This is a genomic window from Synechococcus sp. MVIR-18-1 (assembly GCF_014279835.1).
Classification (GTDB): Bacteria; Cyanobacteriota; Cyanobacteriia; order PCC-6307; family Cyanobiaceae; genus Synechococcus_C.
The window spans coordinates 361,517-377,609 of sequence record NZ_CP047942.1 but is presented as its reverse complement, the minus strand read 5'-3'; the positions used below and the strand labels follow the sequence as shown (position 1 = coordinate 377,609).

The window sequence follows — 16,093 nt, the reverse complement described above, 5'->3', positions numbered from 1 at the left end:
AAGGCAGATCTTCACTGGGTCTTTAAAGAAAAGAGTGAAGGATTCAGCATCAGCATTGTGCGTTGAGGACGTGCTCAAACACCGCCTCTGCCCAGCCCTGCGCATGGCAAGCAGGCGCCAACTGGTAGCGGCCTTGAGCAAGGGCGTCGGCAAAGATCGGATGGGGACCATTCGCACCAGGCACAACGACTGAGAGATCACCAGCCTCGAGGAGGGGCTGGTCATTGGGAGAGTCACCCAATGCGAGCACCCGCACGGGGGAGCCACCATTGCGCTGCTTCAAGACCTCAAGGGCTCGACCCTTGCTGACCTCTGCGCCGAGTAGGTGACCCATACGGTTGCCCTGTACAACAGCGAAACCAAGCCGGTTGGCGAGGTCTGGCAACCGTTGCCGCGCTGACGCAGAAGGGGGCACAAAGGGCAAACTCCAACGCCTCTTGCACGCCAACTGCAGCGCTTCGCCCTGCAGGCCAAGAAAGTCCAAGGCCTCTTGATCCGAAAGCGCATCAATCGGTTGCAACGGCTCACTGAGCAGCTGCGCAAGCTCTTGCAAAACCGGGCGAAGCTCCGCAACAGGGCATCCCAGCGCAAGTTCCCATAACTCGCCATCACTGGTTTCCCCATGCACAGCACCTCCGTTTTCAACGATGAACGGATCCTTCAACCCAGCTGCAGCCCTAAAACTTTTCACCTCCTCAGCCGTTTTGCTCGTACACGGAATCACGGGAATGCCCTGCAGCTGCAAGCCACGGATCGCCTCCCGTGCAGGCTCCCAGTTGTAGGCATGGTCCATGAGGGTCCCATCGAGATCGGTCACAACCCACCAGGGAATTGAGGGGAGAGCATCTGTTTTATTCATCGAATCAACCAATGCACAGCAAACGGCTCAAGCTCGAGAGCCGTTTGGCCCGCAACAAGAGAATGCCCGTTCAACACGTCATGCCAACCAGATTCTGTGGAATCAGCAAGGGAGCTCAACGGGAAACTGAGGCGGACATCACTGAAATTGTGAACCGCAAACAGAGTGCTTGCCCCTTCTCCCCTTTGCAGAATCACGAGATCAGAGCGGCCTTCGCTCAGGACCGTCATTGGGGCAAAGGGATCTAAGGCCGCCAGCCCACGACGAACAGCCATCGCTTGTTGCAGTGACACCACCACCTGACTGGTATCGCTTTCGGAATCAGCCAATAATCGCTCTAAACGGTCGAGTTGAAACTGAGGACGATTGAGATCGCGGCGATGACCGCTGATACGAAAGCGAGCATTGTCATTCGGGGTTGCCAGTAAAGCCGGCAGATAGAACGCAGGCACACCGGGCAACGCAAGCAGCAGCAACTGCGTCAACAAAAAACGCGCTCGTTGATGGTGTGATGGATCCCGCCCAGGAGCCGCCATGGCACTCCACCAGCTGATATTGATTTCATAGGGAACCTCCAGACCATCGGCCAAGCGCCGGTGACTCACCAAACCACCCCGCTGCTCGCATTGCTGCAGCAACTGGAGCAAACGCTCCGATTCCATCAAACCCTCGAGTGGCCGCAAGCCAATCCCGTCATGACAGGCCGTGAAATTGAGCAGCCCTGTCTGCTGAGGGAGCTGGGGCCAACGCGCCAGCCAGTTGTTCAACAGATCAGCACGACGACTGAGACAGGCCTCGAGGACCAGCGGGGGTAAAGGGAAGTTGTAGGCGAGGTGAGCTTCGGATCCAGTGGCCAAATAAGACAGATTTTCCTGCTCGGGAACATTCGTTTCCGTTACCACCACTCCTTGAGGACATCGCGACTCCAAGAGAAGACGCAACACTTCAACCAACCGGTGGGCCTGCGGCTGATGGATGCAGTCACTGGAAGGCTGTTTCCAAACAAACCCCACGGCATCAAGGCGCAACCATTGGACGCCATAACTGACAAAAAGATCGAGGAGGCGTGTGAATCCAAGCAACACTTCAGGCTCTCGCCAGTTCACATCCACTTGATCGGGTCCAAACGTGGTCCAGACCGTTTCGGGGCCCCGATCTGTCGCCAGAGTGGTGAAAAGAGCCGAGCTACGTGGACGCACCACGTTGTCCCAACAAGGGTTGGGAGCAGCTGCCAACACACATTGAGCGCCAGGCTGTTCTCCTTTCAGAAAAGCCCGCACCCAGGGGTGAGACGCTGAAATGTGATTAAGAACCAGATCAGCCATCAACTGGCGACCTTCCGCTAACGCGGCCAAGTCATTCCAATCGCCGAAGCGTTGCTCAATCTCCTCATGACTGGCAACAGCAAAACCTCCATCACTGGTTGCGCGCAAGAAGGGCAAAACGTGCACGACCGATGAGATCCCGTTGAAATGCTTCTGGAGGAGGGCCTGCAAACAACGAAGCCCAGGCTGATCCTTGGCGCTCACCGTATCGGCGTAGGCAATTAACACACAACTCGAGGAATCCCAACGCGCACCCGTTGCCGTTGCATCCGTACTCCCATCATCGAGCGACTCTGAAACGGCAATCTCTGACGCGGACTGCTCGGAATGCAGCAATTGCGACGACAGCAGATTGAGATCCTCCGAAGAATGATGCTCGTAGAGCTCCTTTAGAAGCGATGGCAACCCCTCATGCGCCATTAACTGCTTCGACACCGTGCCTTTGCCAAGTGCAACAGGTATGGAACAGAGCTCCGCAAATTGTTGTCGCATTGATCACCGCATGGATTTTCAGCAGGGATTAATCGCCACGATTCATGATTACGGACTCGGCAAGCTGGACCTCCCAGACTTTCGGCGTCAGCTGAAGCAACGGCCAACCTCCTTGCTGATCCCATGCCTCATGGAGGAATTCAGCCGTCCTGCACTCGGACTGATCCGTGAGGTTCTGGCAGAACTAAGCGGCCTGGAAGAACTCGTGATCGCGCTGTCAGCGGAAACCAGCGAAGACGTCGCTGCAGCGGAAGCGTTCTTTTCGGGTATGCCATTTCCGGTGAGAGTGCACTGGACCAATGGCCCCGCCGTTGCCGAATCACTGCAGTCACTTCAGACCCTTGGCCTCAATGTGACCGGACCACCTGGGAAAGGCTGGGCTGTTTGGCAAGGGCTTGGTGTGGCTTGCAGAAACGCTGAGATCGTTGGACTCTTCGATGCCGACATTCGCACCTTTTCACCGGCCTACCCCCAAAGAATGCTGCGACCGTTACTCGATCCCTCGCTTGGTGTGGCCTATGTGAAAGCGTTCTACAGCCGCCTTTCGCTCGAAACCCAGACGCTCCATGGAAGAGCAACACGCCTTTTCGTAGGTCCACTGCTCACCAGCCTGGAGCAGATCTTTGGCCCAATGCCTTATCTGCGCTATCTCCAATCCTTTCGCTACCCGTTAGCCGGCGAGTTCGCGTTCACCAGAGATCTGGCCATGAATTTGCGCATTCCTTCCGACTGGGGACTGGAGATCGGCTTGCTTTCGGAGGTGTATCGCCATGTGGCCCCTCGACGCATCGCCCAAGTGGACCTCGGACTGTTTGATCACAAGCACAAAACACTTGGCAATGCTCCTTCCGAGGGCCTGCAACGCATGGCCGGTGAAATTTTTGCCACGGTGCTTCGTGGACTCATGGAGCATGAAGGTCGGATGTTGTCTTCAGACCAGATCCCAACGCTGGAAGTGCTGTTCCGACGGGTAGGGGAAGACCGTGTTCAGCAGTTTGGCTTGGATTCAACAATTAATCGTCTGCCTTACAACCGACACAGCGAGGAGCTTGCTGTCCAGAGCTTCGCCACCTTGTTGCGTCCCAGAGTGGAGGAATTGATGGCAGCTCCCGTGGCCCATCAGCTGCCGAGTTGGTCGAGGTTGCTGTGTTGCACCGAACGCTTACAAGCAGACCTTGCCGAAGCAGGCCAGCAACGCAACATCACGACAGCACCCAACAGAACGCCACGACGTCATCACCATCGCCCCCTGATGGCTTGTCCACCAAGACGTCCTGCGGCAGCGGCATGACACCAGCTTGTGCTTTTCAGCTGATCATTCCAGTGGTCCAGTAGCGAATTCGGGCCGGATGACGATCGAGGTAGTCCTCGACTGCCACATCGGCCGATCGCTCATTAGCCATGAGAAGCAAATCAGAGAGTTCACGATCAGGGATCTGAAAACGCGAGAGGAATCCGGCCAGATCTGGATGGTCGCGATCCAAACCCTTTCGACCTAAGGCATGAATCCACTCCACTCCACCAAAAACGAGCTGGGGATCTTCCAAGAAGCGGAGCTTGTAGCGAGCAAACATCCAGTGCGGAGTCCAACTTGTGACCACCACCCAACGTTGCTCTCGAATTGCTTTATCAAGAACAGCTGTCATCGCTGCGCTACTGGAGGCAACCAGGCGCATGTCACCCAGGTTGTAGTCCACCAACGCCTGTTCAGAGGCCTGATTAAGCCCTGACCCTGGGTCAATGCCTTGAACCGTGTTGTCGAACCGCGCCGCCAGTTCAGGCTTGCGCAAATCAGCGATAGAGCGAAGCTCAGAGGCATCCACGTAATCGGGTACAACCCAGCCAAGGCGACCGGAATACATCGAACCGAAATCAAGCACCCTGTCACGCACGCGCGTCCAATAATCCTTGTGCGTTAAAGGCAACCAGGCCATCAGCATGAGATCGAGATCGCCTCTTGCTACAGAGGCGTACTGAATGCCGATATCCGCCATCACCCGCTCGACTGGGAGGTTGTAAGCCTGCTGAATCACCCGCTGGGCGATCAAGCTCATCACTTCAGCATCAGCCCATGGAGACCATCCCAAGCGCAATGGCCCTGTTGCGCCCGATTGAGACCCCTCAGGGTCCAATTGTGAGGCGAAGCCTTTTTGCGTGGAAGACGTAGGTGCGGTGGCGTCAGCCTGGCGCTGCCGGCTCAAGCGCACTTGGCTGGATAGGGAAGCCGCAGCCAAACCGAGCCCTGACAGCAAAACGGCACGTCGACGCCAAAGAGGAGCTGTCATGGTGTCCTCCACAGCGAACGCCACCGACGGGAGCGCGCTTCCAACGTCCTCTCGCCTTCAAGCATCAAGCTCTGACTGAGTCGATCGAGGATCACAGCGAGAATCACAACGGCAATCCCGCCCTCAAAACCAAGGCCCACATCCAGCTGTTGAATGCCGCGCAGCACGACATCACCCAGGCCGCCTCCACCAATCATCGAGGCGATCACCACCATCGATAACGCCAGCATGATCGTTTGATTGACGCCACTCATCACCGTGGGCAAAGCACTCGGCATCTGCACCTTCCATAGCAATTGCAACTCACTGCACCCAAAAGCACGACCCGCCTCAATGAGATCAAGTGGAACCTGACGAATCCCGAGCTGGGTGAGACGAACCACCGGCGGCATTGCAAACACCAAGGTGGCGATGATTGCTGGAACAGCACCTGTGCTGAACAACATCACCGCGGGAATCAAATACACAAAAGCCGGCATGGTCTGCATGAGGTCAAGGCAAGGTCGTAACAATCGCCAAACCGACTGAAGACGCGCTGATAGCACCCCCAGAGGGAGACCAATCAGCAAGGCCAAGAATGATGCCGTCAACACCAGTGCGAGGGTCGAAATCATCGGATCCCAAAGCCCCATCGCCAGCACCAAGTTCAAACCAAGCAGTGCAAACAAGGCGAATCCACCGCTCACTCTCCAGAGGCCAAGACCAGCCACGATCAGCGCAAAACTCCAAGGAGCGGGCGCTGCCAGCAAGGTCTCTGCGAAGGCAACAAGAGCCATGACTCCTGCATTGACAACGTCAAAGAGGCCTTGTGCGTAGGTGAGCAACCACACCACTGCAGCATCAACAGCGAGGCCTAAGGCTCCGGCTTGATGCACTGCAGCGAAACCATATGCAGATCCGAAAGGCAGAGCTTGAAGCGTCAAACGTTGACCTCCAGGGAACGCAACAGCAGACGGGGTGTAATCACACCCAAGAAGCAACCTTCACGATCCACAACAGGCGGTGGATAGGCAAGCGAGGCAACAAGCGGCATCGCATCACGAACCCGCGTACCAGCACGCAGCGTTGCTAGCTGATCAGCCTCAATCCAGCCGTTAGAGATCGTGCGTACTCCTTGCAACCGCTTGCTCTCATCGAGGACGTACACCGGGTCACCAACGAAGGCATCCAAGGCAGCGGATGGACCAGCAGCGTTCACCAACAGACAGCTCGGCATTGCAGCAATCGCAGCGACATCCAACACGGCTGCGGAATCGATATCACGGAAAAAGTGACGCACGGCAAGACTGGCCGGGTCGCTGAGGAGGGACTGAGCCGTTCCGCATTGCAGCACTTGGCCGTCCTGCATGAGGGCAATCCGATCGCCAAGCCGAATCGCCTCATCAAGGTCGTGGGAGATAAAAACGATGGTGCGTTGCCGCTCAGCCTGTAATTCCAACAGCAACTCCTGCATGTCGCTGCGAATCAACGGATCCAACGCGGAAAAGGCCTCGTCCATCAGCAAGATTGGTGGATCAAGCGCCAGCGCTCGCGCAAGACCAACCCGCTGCTGCATCCCCCCAGAAAGCTGATGAGGATGCTTTCGGCATTCATCCCCGAGGCCTACACGCTCAAGAGCCTTTAAAGCCAAGTCTCTGCGCTCTGGTCTAGGCACACCGGCCACCTCAAGGCCAAACGCCGCATTGTCGATCACGGTTCGATGCGGGAAGAGCGCAAAGGACTGAAACACCATGCCCATCTGCTCACGACGAAGCTTGTTGAGCTCCATTGGACTCAGAGAAGACAGCTGCCGCCCCTGAATCCTCACCTCACCTAAGCAAGGCCTCACCAAGCCATTTAGAAGACGCAGCAGGGTGGATTTCCCAGACCCCGAGAGGCCCATCACAACAAAAATTTCGCCCGTTTGGATCTCAAGAGAGACATCGCGAACAGCAGCGCGGAGGCCCGTTCGCTGATACAAATCAAGTGGATCTAGACCAGACTGAAGTTGCTTAATCGCTGAATCTGCCGACCCTCCATATATCTTCCAGAGAGAATTAAGGCAGATCTCCGAATTCATCTCGGATTTGCCCCAGCATTCATCAATTACAACGTAGCTAGCGCGAGAGCATCACAATGCTTTCCTTCACGAAAACAGCATAAATTCGACTTATTGCTCCAGGCTGGCAATCAAAGCCGATCGAATTTGCTGACACTTTTAAAAACGAGCGTTAGCTTGAAGAAATATCGTTCACAACAGCCACCAGAATTCGGAAGCTTTTGGTGTGAGCATGCATTTGTCAATGCATCGATACGAGATCTTCAAGATCTCTGTTCCCACATTAAAAGTCATCTATGTCATCGTTCACGAATCCCTCTCCCGTCGAGCAGAGAGATGCTCAGAAGTTCGGAGACTCACCTGAACGGGTTCGCGAAACTGATCATTACGAACAGGAATACATCGAACAATTTGTTGATCGCTGGGATCGATTGATTGACTGGGAGGCAAGAGAAAAAGCAGAAGGAGATTTTTTCATCAAACTATTGCATCAGCATGGAGCCAAATCCGTTCTTGATGTTGCCACTGGCACAGGGTTCCACTCCGTTCGTTTATTGCGAGAAGGATTTGATGTTGTCAGTGTGGATGGAAGCCCAAACATGTTGGCTCGCGCCTTTAAAAATGCACGCGAACGCGACTTGTTGATGCGCACCGTTCATGCCGATTGGCGCTTTCTCAATCGTGACGTTCATGGCGAGTTTGATGCGGTGATCTGCCTAGGCAATTCCTTCACGCATCTATTTCGTGAGCAAGATCGACGCAAAGCGTTGGCGGAGTACTACGCCGTGCTGAAGCACAACGGCGTTTTGATCCTGGATCACAGAAATTACGACCGCTTGTTGGAGGGCAACTCCAAAAGCGGAAAAAGCAACGTGTACTGCGGGAAAGATGTTGAAGTTGGTCCGGAGCATGTCGACGACGGACTGGCTCGCTTCCGCTACGCCTTCAGCGACGGAAGCACTTACCACCTAAATATGTTTCCGTTGCGCCACGGCTATGTAAGACGCCTAATGCGTGAGGTTGGATTTCAACGGATCAATACCTTCGGGGACTACCAACAAGGCCATGACGATCCTGACTTCTATGTGCATGTTGCGGAAAAGGAATATCGCTTTGACACAGACATGACCGAGATTTAGATCATGGCTGAATCTTCTTTTTCAAAGGCTGCCTCAACTGCCGCTGGTTACTACGACAGCAACGATGCCGACCGCTTTTATGCAGAGGTTTGGGGCGGAGAAGACATTCATATCGGGCTCTACAACGCGGAGTCGGAGCCGATTGCAACCGCGAGTCGCCGCACGGTAGAAGCGCTAGCCGCGCTCATTAAGGAGCAGCGCAATGACTCCTCTAACGAGAGCTGTTCCATCGTGGATCTGGGCTCTGGCTACGGCGGAGCGGCTCGCCACCTTTGCCAAAACCCCAAGGTCAAAGTAGAAGCCATCAATATCTCTGCCGTCGAGAACACCCGTCATCGTGAACTCAATCGTGCGGCCGGCTTGGAAGGTCAAATCCAGGTGCATGACGCCTCTTTTGAAGCCGTGCCTCTTAAGGATGCCTGCGCCGATGTGGTCTGGAGCCAAGATGCCATCCTTCACTCGGGAGATCGCCAACAGGTGATGAAAGAAGCCGCAAGACTTCTCAAGCCCGGTGGCGTGATGGTGATGACAGACCCCATGGCGGCCAACGGCGTGCCCTCAGGGTCACTCTCCAAGATTCTGGACCGCATTCACCTCTCCGATCTGGGCTCCCCAGAGCGATACAAAAGCTGGGCGACCAACGTTGGGCTTCAACGCGACGTTTGGGATGACCGCACGCCAATGTTGATCCTCCACTACAGCCGAGTTCGAGACGAGCTCCAACGGCGTCATGACGAGCTGAAACTGAGCATTAGTCCTGAGTACCTCAAGACCATGAGCGCAGGTCTTGAGCATTGGGTTGAAGGAGGCAAAGCTGGAAGGCTCTGCTGGGGCCTGATGCGTTTCCACAAACCAAAAGAGTGAATCCCATGAACGAACGCAACGCATCTGAGGTCGTTGAGAAGCTGGTCGAGGAATGGAAGCTGCAACCGCATCCTGAGGGGGGCTGGTACCGCGAGCTGCATCGAAGCTCTGCTCTTGTGGTTCGACCTGATCAGCAACAGCGCTGCGCCATCAGCACAATCTTGTATCTCTTGGATGCAGGATCGCTCAGTCGCTGGCACAGGGTGAGCCATGCCGATGAGGTGTGGACCCATCTGCAAGGAGCACCACTCAGTCTGTGGTGCCTCGAACCAAAGGCTGATCAGGCCACGCGAGAGGTGTTGTCGATGCACAACCCTGTTCAGGTGATTCCAGCGGATCACTGGCAGGCCGCTAAAGCTGAAGGTCCTTACAGCCTGGTGAGTTGCTGTGTTGGGCCTGGATTCAGCTTTGAAGATTTCACCATGCTCAGAGATCTTCCAGAAAGCGAGCGTCCAACGGCAGCGCTTGTTGATCTGATCTGAGCTCTGATCAGGGCTCACCACAGCTCAACAGTGAACCCGACTGATTACGCTCATCCCAGCAGGGAGACCCAATGGGCAGCAGCTTCGGAGAACTGTTTCGGATCAGCACTTTTGGGGAATCGCATGGTGGAGGTGTGGGCGTCATCGTGGATGGCTGCCCGCCAAGGCTGGAGTTAGACCTTGAGGCCATTCAGGCAGACCTCGACCGCAGACGGCCTGGTCAAAGTCGTATCACCACACCGAGGAAAGAAGCAGACCAGGTCGAGATCCTGAGCGGATTACTGGATGGGGTCACCCTTGGCACTCCGATTGCAATGGTGGTGCGCAACAAGGATCAACGACCTCAGGATTACAAAGACATGGAAGTGGCCTTCCGCCCCTCCCATGCTGATGCCACGTACCAGGCGAAGTACGGCATCCAGGCCCGCAGCGGCGGCGGCAGGGCCTCCGCACGGGAAACGATTGGACGGGTTGCAGCGGGAGCTATTGCAAGGCAGCTGCTCAGAAAAGCCAATGGAACCGAAGTGATCGCTTGGGTGAAGCGAATCCACGATCTCGAGGCGAGCGTTGATCCCAGTTCAGTCACACCCGAACAAGTGGAAAGCAACATCGTGCGCTGCCCTGATGCAGGGATGGCCGAAAAGATGATTCAACGGATTGAAGCGATCGGCCAAGAGGGAGATTCCTGCGGCGGGGTGATTGAGTGCGTGGTGAGGCAAGCAAGCACAGGACTGGGAATGCCCGTGTTCGACAAGCTGGAAGCTGATTTAGCCAAAGCCGTGATGTCACTGCCCGCCACCAAGGGCTTTGAAATCGGATCGGGCTTTGCCGGCACTCTGCTGAAGGGCAGTGCCCACAACGATGCCTTTCTACCCACCAAGGACGGAAGCCTGCATACGGCCACGAACTATTCCGGAGGCATTCAGGGAGGGATCAGCAATGGGGAAGCGATTGTGATCCGCGTGGCCTTCAAGCCAACGGCCACCATCCGCAAGGAGCAACAAACCATCAACGCGGTAGGAGAGGCCACCACGCTCTCAGCCAAAGGACGCCACGACCCTTGCGTCTTACCAAGAGCCGTTCCGATGGTGGAAGCGATGGTGTCCTTAGTACTGGCCGATCACCTGCTCAGGCAGCAAGGGCAATGCAGCCTTTGGTGATCTGAGCCACTCCTAACTTCTGGCTGGAGACTGGATCCCGTTGCTGCTAGCCAACTGTGCTGCCGCTTTCGCCATGCGGCCAGCCGTAGAACGAGCCGACGTGGACTCAGGGCTCGACTTACGGGCACGGCGCGCCTTACGAGGTTTCCCAACTGACGCCAAGGAGGTAGTAGACGTCTCCGTTGTCTTGGCCACCCGAGCTTTGGCGACCCGCGAGGAAGAGGAGGCGCGTTTGGCTTTCGTGGTCGTCGTGCGTGGAGCAGCAGTACGGGTAGCAGCGGGCTGGTCGGCCTTCACAGCTTTGTTGGCTTTGTTGGCTTGACGCGGTTTGGAGACTTGGCGATTGCGATGACTCAACACCATCACCCATTCCTCATCCGTCAGGGATGCGGGCTTGCTTCCATGCGCAGTGGCTAGCTTTGCCGCCTTCTCAATGTCTTCAATCAGATTGACCCAAGAGGTCGCAAAGCGCTTGTCGGACTGAGAGCGCGCACCACTTTCAACCAGGGTCTCAACAACGCCAGCTGCCGTGACCTTTTTACGGCGACGATTAAAGATCTCTTTCTGCAATTGCGCGATCAGAGCATCCGCCTTGTCGCTCAGCTTGATGGATAACTGAGACATCCGAAATCAAATCACTATCCCATCTGTAGCAGACAAGACTCACGTCAACCACTTACGGAGGTCGTCGACGGCGTCCGTGGTACTGAGAACACCACGACCGAGGGCAATCGCGTCGTAACCAGCCGACAGCCACGAATCCAAGTCGGCCACACTCAAGCCTCCGGCGGCAATCATGAAGGGCAGATCCCCCATCGGCGCTGAAATCTGATGGTGGTAATCGAGGCCCAGCACAACCGCTGGAAACAGTTTCACAACATGGCAACCAAGAACCATCGCCTGCCGAATTTCGGTTGGCGTCATCACACCAGGAACGAGACAACAGTTGTGTTGCTGGGCCATAGAGACCAGATCCTGATCCAACAGCGGCGACATGGCATAGGGCAGATCAAGATCGATGACCGCTTGGAGACCGCGTTGAGACGTGACAGAGGCCACTCCCAGCTGAAGGGTTGGATGCCGCAGACGGATGGCCGCTATCAGGGCACTCCAGCGAGAGTGATCCATCCAGGCAATCTCAATGTGATGGACGCCCAGATCAACCAACTGATCGAGGCGTTGACACAACAGTGACAACAAAAACGGCCCAGTGAGATCACTCTCCTTGGGCCGCAAAACAATAATGAGTGGCTGACGGCGCAACGAGGCCATCAACCACTGCTGACGATCAGACGTACTCAGCAATTCGTACATCGCGTCGGATCAGCAGATCCTGTAGTTCCTGAGAATCAACAGTTTCGCTTTCAACCAGCATTTCAGCGAGCTCGTCAAGAACTGAACGGTTGTCGTTCAGCACCTTGGTGGCACGGTGATAGGCCACATCAACAAGATCCGAGACTTCGGAATCAATCGTGGCGGCGGTGTCTTCTGAGAAGTCACGTTCAGCAGCGATGTCTCTACCCAAGAACATCCCTCCTTGCGCACGGCCAAGAGCAACCGGACCAAGCTTGTCGCTCATGCCAAAACGAGTCACCATTTGACGGGCTACGGAAGCCACCTGCTGCAGATCGTTGGAGGCACCGGTTGTGACCTCGTCTTCTCCGTAGACAATTTCTTCTGCAACCCGACCGCCCAAGGCCACTGCCATTTGATTCTGGAGATAGGTGCGTGAGTAAAGGCCGGATTCCATCCGTTCTTCGCTCGGCGTAAAGAAGGTCAAACCACCAGCGTTCCCGCGGGGAATGATTGAAATCTTCTGGACGGCGTCGTAATCAGGCATCAGTGCACCCACGAGCGCATGGCCTGCCTCGTGATAGGCAACCAGACGCTTGCGACGCTCGCTCATCACCCGATCCTTCTTCTCAGGGCCCACCATGATGCGCTCAATCGCATCACTGATCTCGTCGTTGCTCACCTCAGTGAGTTGACGGCGAGCCGCAAGGATGGCCGCTTCATTGAGAAGGTTGGCCAAATCAGCACCGGTATATCCAGGAGTCCGGCGAGCCACCTTGTCGAGGTCGACATCCTTCGACAGCGTTTTGCTGCGGGCGTGAACGCCAAGGATTTGGAGGCGACCAGCGTAATCAGGACGGTCAACCGTGACTTGGCGGTCGAAACGACCTGGACGCATCAAGGCTGAATCCAACACATCAGGGCGGTTGGTTGCCGCAATGATGATGATGCCGGTATTGCCTTCAAAACCATCCATCTCCGTAAGGAGCTGGTTCAAGGTTTGCTCTCGCTCGTCGTTACCGCCACCGAGGCCAGCGCCACGCTGACGACCGACAGCATCAATCTCATCGATGAACACGATGCATGGTGCATTTTTCTTGGCCTGTTCAAACAGGTCGCGAACACGGCTGGCACCAACACCAACAAACATCTCCACAAACTCAGAGCCTGAGATTGAGAAGAAAGGAACACCTGCTTCACCTGCCACTGCTTTGGCGAGAAGGGTTTTACCTGTACCCGGAGGGCCAACAAGCAAGCAGCCCTTTGGAATTTTTGCTCCTACAGCGGTAAAACGATCTGGATTCTTGAGGAAATCAACCACCTCAGTGAGCTCAAGCTTGGCGCCCTCAATTCCAGCAACATCACCAAATGTGATCTGGGTGGTGGGCTCCATTTGAACCCTTGCCTTGCTCTTGCCGAAATTCATGGCTTGGTTTCCACCGCCGCCGCCGCCGCCCTGGGCGCGACGGAACAGGAAGAAAAGACCTCCGAGCAGCAACAACGGGAAGATCAAGCTGGTCGCGGCTTGCTGCCAAGCGCCCGGCTGACGTGAAGGCTGCACAGCGATGTCGACGTTGTGATCCGTCAGCATCTTGAGCAGATCCTTGTCCGGAGCGAGGTTGACCTCGGCACGACGACCATCGGTCTCAACAATCTGAGCCGTTCCACGATCGGGAGAGAGCAACACTCTGCTGACCTGATCTTCCTGAACAGATTCCACAAAATCGCTGTACCGCAGCGTGCGTGCCTCCGTTGCAGGGTCCGGGCGATCAAGGAACGCCGTACCCACAACGATTACTACCACTACGAGCAGGACATATAGCCCCACATTGCGCCAACGCTTGTTCAAGGTTCTTCGCCTCTGATGAAGGAATGTTAATAGAAATCGAAAAAATTAGGAGGCCCGAAGGACCTCAACCACGCTGCGGAACGCAAACCACTCTGGGATCTCCTCGCCACTGCGAAGCATCTTGCGGAATTGGGTGCCGCTGAGCTTTTTGACATGCAGACCGCGGGCCTCCGCATGTTCCGCAGTGACATACCCCTCTTCGTCGGTGAAGACGAGATTCAAGGAGGGCACCGTCTCCATCGTCAGCTCAGGAGCACACTCTTTGGCGAAATTCTGCGCGTCATAAGGGCCGTAAAAATCATCCCCAGAAAGAGAGGACTTACACCCAGCCATATCCCGGCCAATGATGAAGTGAGTACAGCCGTAATTCCGGCGAATAATCATGTGCTGCAGGGCTTCACGCGGACCTGCCATGTGCATCGCATACGGCAGATAGGCCCAACGAATGCGCGAGTTGTCCACTTCTGCGGCCAGGCGTTCATAGGTCTGGAAGCGAACGGCGCCCGGGATGTCGTCCTGCTGGGTGGGGCCACAGGTGGGGTGGACCAACACGACAGCATTCTCACTGACGTTTTGGGCGTGCAGTGCACGGGTAAAGAGCTCGTAGTGGGCGCGGTGAATGGGATTTCGGCACTGGAATGCCACCACGTCTTCGCCGTCAGGGAGACCGGCGCGCACCTCTGCAGGCGTCTTGCAAGGGAAGACGCGCTCCGGAAGCTGCAAGCCCTGAATCAAGCCGCCGAGATAGTAACGACGGCGCTCTGTAGCGATCATGCGCACCGCCGGGTGCTCTAGCGAGGTGGTGCCGTAACAACCTTTGGCCTCGACAACTTTGTCGGGTTCCCACTTGTCTCCAACGGTGAGAAGAGCGAGGTCCTGACCTTTGTACGTCAACAACACCTTGTCACCAACCGCCACGTCCTCACGGTCGGTATCCATCACGATCGGCAACCCAAACAGGTATCCAGACGTGGTGCGGTGCCCGGCCACAACGGAGTCGTAGTCGGCCTGATGCATGAATCCTCGCTCTGGAGAGAATCCACCCACCACGAGCAGCTCAACATCACAGGCATTGCGATCGGAACATTCAATGCTTGTGGTGGCAGAAGCCTTCAGCGCGGCATGCTCCGTGGCTGACACCATCAAATCCACCAAGGTGCCTCCATAAGGAGCAATCACCCCGGTGCGCTGCGAGGACGAGGAACTGGCAGTCATCGGCGATTCATGTCTGGATCAGGGATGGCGAGATTCTCCCAGAAGACACAAAAAAGGAGGGCCTCAGCCCTCCTTTTGAATCAATGCGTCTGAACAGCGGCGGTCAAGCCTCCTCAAGACGGCCGAAGACCTCTCCGCTGATCTTCACGTCAACGATCTCCCGCCCGCCCATATCAGAGTCGGAGGGTTGAATCGCTGTGAACACACCGCCAAACTCACCAGTCTCAGGGTCGATTTTGGTGATTGAAAAGCTCATCAGGCCAGTGCCATCGATGTAGCGCTTGACGTTTTCGCTTTCCAGTTCGTCGTAGTCACCACCCAAGGCCATCAGGCCCTGTGGATAGTCCACACCGGTTGTCAGCGCACGACCCTTGGGATCGATGAAGTTGCTGGTGCGGTAGCTCGGTGTGCGGTAAGTGCCGTTGAAGTCGGTACTGGTTGTGAGTGCTGCACCATCAGCGGTGGCTTGAAGGTTTTTGCTGGAGAAGGTGAAGGGGAATTCCTCTCCACCAGGAACCAAAACGGTGATCGGCTGGAAATCGATACCGCCTTTTTCTTTAAAGCTCAAACCATCCTCACCAACGATGAGATCGCCAAAGACTTCATCCAAACTCGAGGTGTAGCGGGTGAGGATTTTGCCCTCAACGAATTGCGCCTCTTGACGCTTATTCGCAGGCTCGCCTTTGACGAAGACCTGGGAGGGATGCATGCAGATTCCGCGCAGTTCATAAGCAGCGCCAGCCGTCAGGCTGATGGAACCACGGGCCGAATCAGGCAGGGTGGGGCAATCATTGGCCTTGCCCGTATTGCGGATGTCGTCATAGGTGACGTTGGATCGATCTATGGCCTCAGCACCACCACTGCAGGCGGTTACAACAAAGAGACAGAGGGCTAGCACCATGGCCAGCAGGGGACGGATGCGCATAGAAGAAGACTGATTAGCCGGACGAAGACGGTATCCACCGATTTTTCGATCCTACAAGGGGAAAACGTGGGTTCCGGCAAGCCTTTTGCAGCTCTCAACAAGGCTTCGCGTTGCGGGTCCTAAAAGGAGCAGTTTGAAACCGATAAAAGCCGCAATTTCACTGTGAG

At 55.9% G+C, this 16,093-nt stretch carries 15 protein-coding genes; 5 read left to right on the top strand and 10 right to left on the bottom strand.

Annotated elements, in window-relative coordinates; genetic code table 11:
* Nucleotides 1-49: 49 nt before the first annotated feature.
* Both SynMVIR181_RS01935 and SynMVIR181_RS01930 read right to left on the bottom strand, forming a co-directional pair.
* Nucleotides 50-859, bottom strand: coding sequence for an HAD-IIB family hydrolase (locus tag SynMVIR181_RS01935; protein ID WP_186589805.1), 810 nt, complete (start codon nt 857-859; stop codon nt 50-52).
* On the bottom strand, nt 856-2,676 hold the full coding sequence (locus SynMVIR181_RS01930) for an alpha-amylase family glycosyl hydrolase (RefSeq protein WP_186589804.1): 1,821 nt from the start codon (nt 2,674-2,676) through the stop codon (nt 856-858). Before SynMVIR181_RS01930 ends, SynMVIR181_RS01935 begins: the two co-directional genes overlap by 4 nt.
* 10 nt (nt 2,677-2,686) lie before the next feature.
* Here SynMVIR181_RS01930 and SynMVIR181_RS01925 point away from each other — a divergent pair, with 10 nt between their 5' ends.
* Nucleotides 2,687-3,967 carry a glycosyl transferase gene (locus SynMVIR181_RS01925; protein WP_186589803.1) on the top strand — a complete coding sequence of 427 codons (1,281 nt, stop codon included), beginning with the start codon at nt 2,687-2,689 and terminating at the stop codon, nt 3,965-3,967.
* A 16-nt stretch (nt 3,968-3,983) separates the two neighbouring features.
* Here SynMVIR181_RS01925 and SynMVIR181_RS01920 read toward each other — a convergent pair whose 3' ends face one another.
* The 3 genes from SynMVIR181_RS01920 to SynMVIR181_RS01910 are packed head-to-tail and all read right to left on the bottom strand — an operon-like array spanning nt 3,984 to nt 7,020.
* Complete coding sequence (locus tag SynMVIR181_RS01920) at nt 3,984-4,973, bottom strand: glycine betaine ABC transporter substrate-binding protein (protein ID WP_370593886.1); 990 nt, start codon at nt 4,971-4,973, stop codon at nt 3,984-3,986.
* Nucleotides 4,958-5,836 carry a proline/glycine betaine ABC transporter permease gene (locus tag SynMVIR181_RS01915; protein ID WP_186590443.1) on the bottom strand — a complete coding sequence of 293 codons (879 nt, stop codon included), beginning with the start codon at nt 5,834-5,836 and terminating at the stop codon, nt 4,958-4,960. The genes SynMVIR181_RS01920 and SynMVIR181_RS01915 overlap by 16 nt, the downstream gene beginning before the upstream one ends.
* Nucleotides 5,837-5,880: 44 nt before the next feature.
* Nucleotides 5,881-7,020 carry a glycine betaine/L-proline ABC transporter ATP-binding protein gene (locus SynMVIR181_RS01910; protein WP_186589802.1) on the bottom strand — a complete coding sequence of 380 codons (1,140 nt, stop codon included), beginning with the start codon at nt 7,018-7,020 and terminating at the stop codon, nt 5,881-5,883.
* Between the two features lie 275 nt (nt 7,021-7,295).
* Between SynMVIR181_RS01910 and SynMVIR181_RS01905 the strand changes: the two genes are divergently transcribed.
* The 4 genes from SynMVIR181_RS01905 to aroC all read left to right on the top strand — a co-directional run bounded on the left by SynMVIR181_RS01905 (nt 7,296) and on the right by aroC (nt 10,644).
* Nucleotides 7,296-8,138 (top strand): class I SAM-dependent methyltransferase, encoded by an 843-nt coding sequence (locus tag SynMVIR181_RS01905; RefSeq protein WP_186589801.1) that lies wholly within the window; start codon nt 7,296-7,298, stop codon nt 8,136-8,138.
* Nucleotides 8,139-8,141: 3 nt separating this feature from the next.
* The gene (locus tag SynMVIR181_RS01900) at nt 8,142-9,002 is read left to right on the top strand and encodes a methyltransferase domain-containing protein (RefSeq protein ID WP_186589800.1); all 861 of its coding nucleotides are present in this window, start codon (nt 8,142-8,144) and stop codon (nt 9,000-9,002) included.
* Between the two features lie 5 nt (nt 9,003-9,007).
* Nucleotides 9,008-9,484, top strand: a complete 477-nt coding sequence (locus SynMVIR181_RS01895; protein ID WP_186589799.1) for a cupin domain-containing protein — start codon at nt 9,008-9,010, stop codon at nt 9,482-9,484.
* A gap of 71 nt (nt 9,485-9,555) precedes the next feature.
* Nucleotides 9,556-10,644, top strand: coding sequence for a chorismate synthase (aroC, locus tag SynMVIR181_RS01890; protein ID WP_186589798.1), 1,089 nt, complete (start codon nt 9,556-9,558; stop codon nt 10,642-10,644).
* Between the two features lie 12 nt (nt 10,645-10,656).
* Here aroC and SynMVIR181_RS01885 read toward each other — a convergent pair whose 3' ends face one another.
* From SynMVIR181_RS01885 to psbO, 5 genes are all read right to left on the bottom strand, one after another.
* Nucleotides 10,657-11,268 carry a hypothetical protein gene (locus SynMVIR181_RS01885; RefSeq protein ID WP_186589797.1) on the bottom strand — a complete coding sequence of 204 codons (612 nt, stop codon included), beginning with the start codon at nt 11,266-11,268 and terminating at the stop codon, nt 10,657-10,659.
* Between the two features lie 39 nt (nt 11,269-11,307).
* Nucleotides 11,308-11,958: a bifunctional 4-hydroxy-2-oxoglutarate aldolase/2-dehydro-3-deoxy-phosphogluconate aldolase gene (locus SynMVIR181_RS01880; protein WP_186589796.1), complete on the bottom strand. Its 651-nt coding sequence runs from the start codon at nt 11,956-11,958 to the stop codon at nt 11,308-11,310.
* Entirely contained in the window at nt 11,933-13,786 is a 1,854-nt protein-coding gene (gene ftsH3, locus SynMVIR181_RS01875) for an ATP-dependent zinc metalloprotease FtsH3 (RefSeq protein WP_186589795.1), read from the bottom strand. The genes SynMVIR181_RS01880 and ftsH3 overlap by 26 nt, the downstream gene beginning before the upstream one ends.
* A 45-nt stretch (nt 13,787-13,831) precedes the next feature.
* Complete coding sequence (gene sat / locus SynMVIR181_RS01870) at nt 13,832-15,001, bottom strand: sulfate adenylyltransferase (protein WP_186589794.1); 1,170 nt, start codon at nt 14,999-15,001, stop codon at nt 13,832-13,834.
* A gap of 103 nt (nt 15,002-15,104) precedes the next feature.
* On the bottom strand, nt 15,105-15,926 hold the full coding sequence (gene psbO, locus SynMVIR181_RS01865) for a photosystem II manganese-stabilizing polypeptide (protein WP_186589793.1): 822 nt from the start codon (nt 15,924-15,926) through the stop codon (nt 15,105-15,107).
* Nucleotides 15,927-16,093 lie beyond the last annotated feature (167 nt).

What these genes read in the sequence shown, in the direction of transcription:
- SynMVIR181_RS01935 (WP_186589805.1), bottom strand. Translation starts at nt 859, where the DNA reads ATGAATAAAACAGATGCTCTCCCCTCAATTCCCTGGTGGGTTGTGACC.
- SynMVIR181_RS01930 (WP_186589804.1), bottom strand. Translation starts at nt 2,676, where the DNA reads ATGCGACAACAATTTGCGGAGCTCTGTTCCATACCTGTTGCACTTGGC.
- SynMVIR181_RS01925 (WP_186589803.1), top strand. Translation starts at nt 2,687, where the DNA reads ATGGATTTTCAGCAGGGATTAATCGCCACGATTCATGATTACGGACTC.
- SynMVIR181_RS01910 (WP_186589802.1), bottom strand. Translation starts at nt 7,020, where the DNA reads ATGAATTCGGAGATCTGCCTTAATTCTCTCTGGAAGATATATGGAGGG.
- SynMVIR181_RS01905 (WP_186589801.1), top strand. Translation starts at nt 7,296, where the DNA reads ATGTCATCGTTCACGAATCCCTCTCCCGTCGAGCAGAGAGATGCTCAG.
- SynMVIR181_RS01900 (WP_186589800.1), top strand. Translation starts at nt 8,142, where the DNA reads ATGGCTGAATCTTCTTTTTCAAAGGCTGCCTCAACTGCCGCTGGTTAC.
- SynMVIR181_RS01895 (WP_186589799.1), top strand. Translation starts at nt 9,008, where the DNA reads ATGAACGAACGCAACGCATCTGAGGTCGTTGAGAAGCTGGTCGAGGAA.
- aroC (WP_186589798.1), top strand. Translation starts at nt 9,556, where the DNA reads ATGGGCAGCAGCTTCGGAGAACTGTTTCGGATCAGCACTTTTGGGGAA.
- SynMVIR181_RS01885 (WP_186589797.1), bottom strand. Translation starts at nt 11,268, where the DNA reads ATGTCTCAGTTATCCATCAAGCTGAGCGACAAGGCGGATGCTCTGATC.
- SynMVIR181_RS01880 (WP_186589796.1), bottom strand. Translation starts at nt 11,958, where the DNA reads ATGTACGAATTGCTGAGTACGTCTGATCGTCAGCAGTGGTTGATGGCC.
- sat (WP_186589794.1), bottom strand. Translation starts at nt 15,001, where the DNA reads ATGACTGCCAGTTCCTCGTCCTCGCAGCGCACCGGGGTGATTGCTCCT.
- psbO (WP_186589793.1), bottom strand. Translation starts at nt 15,926, where the DNA reads ATGCGCATCCGTCCCCTGCTGGCCATGGTGCTAGCCCTCTGTCTCTTT.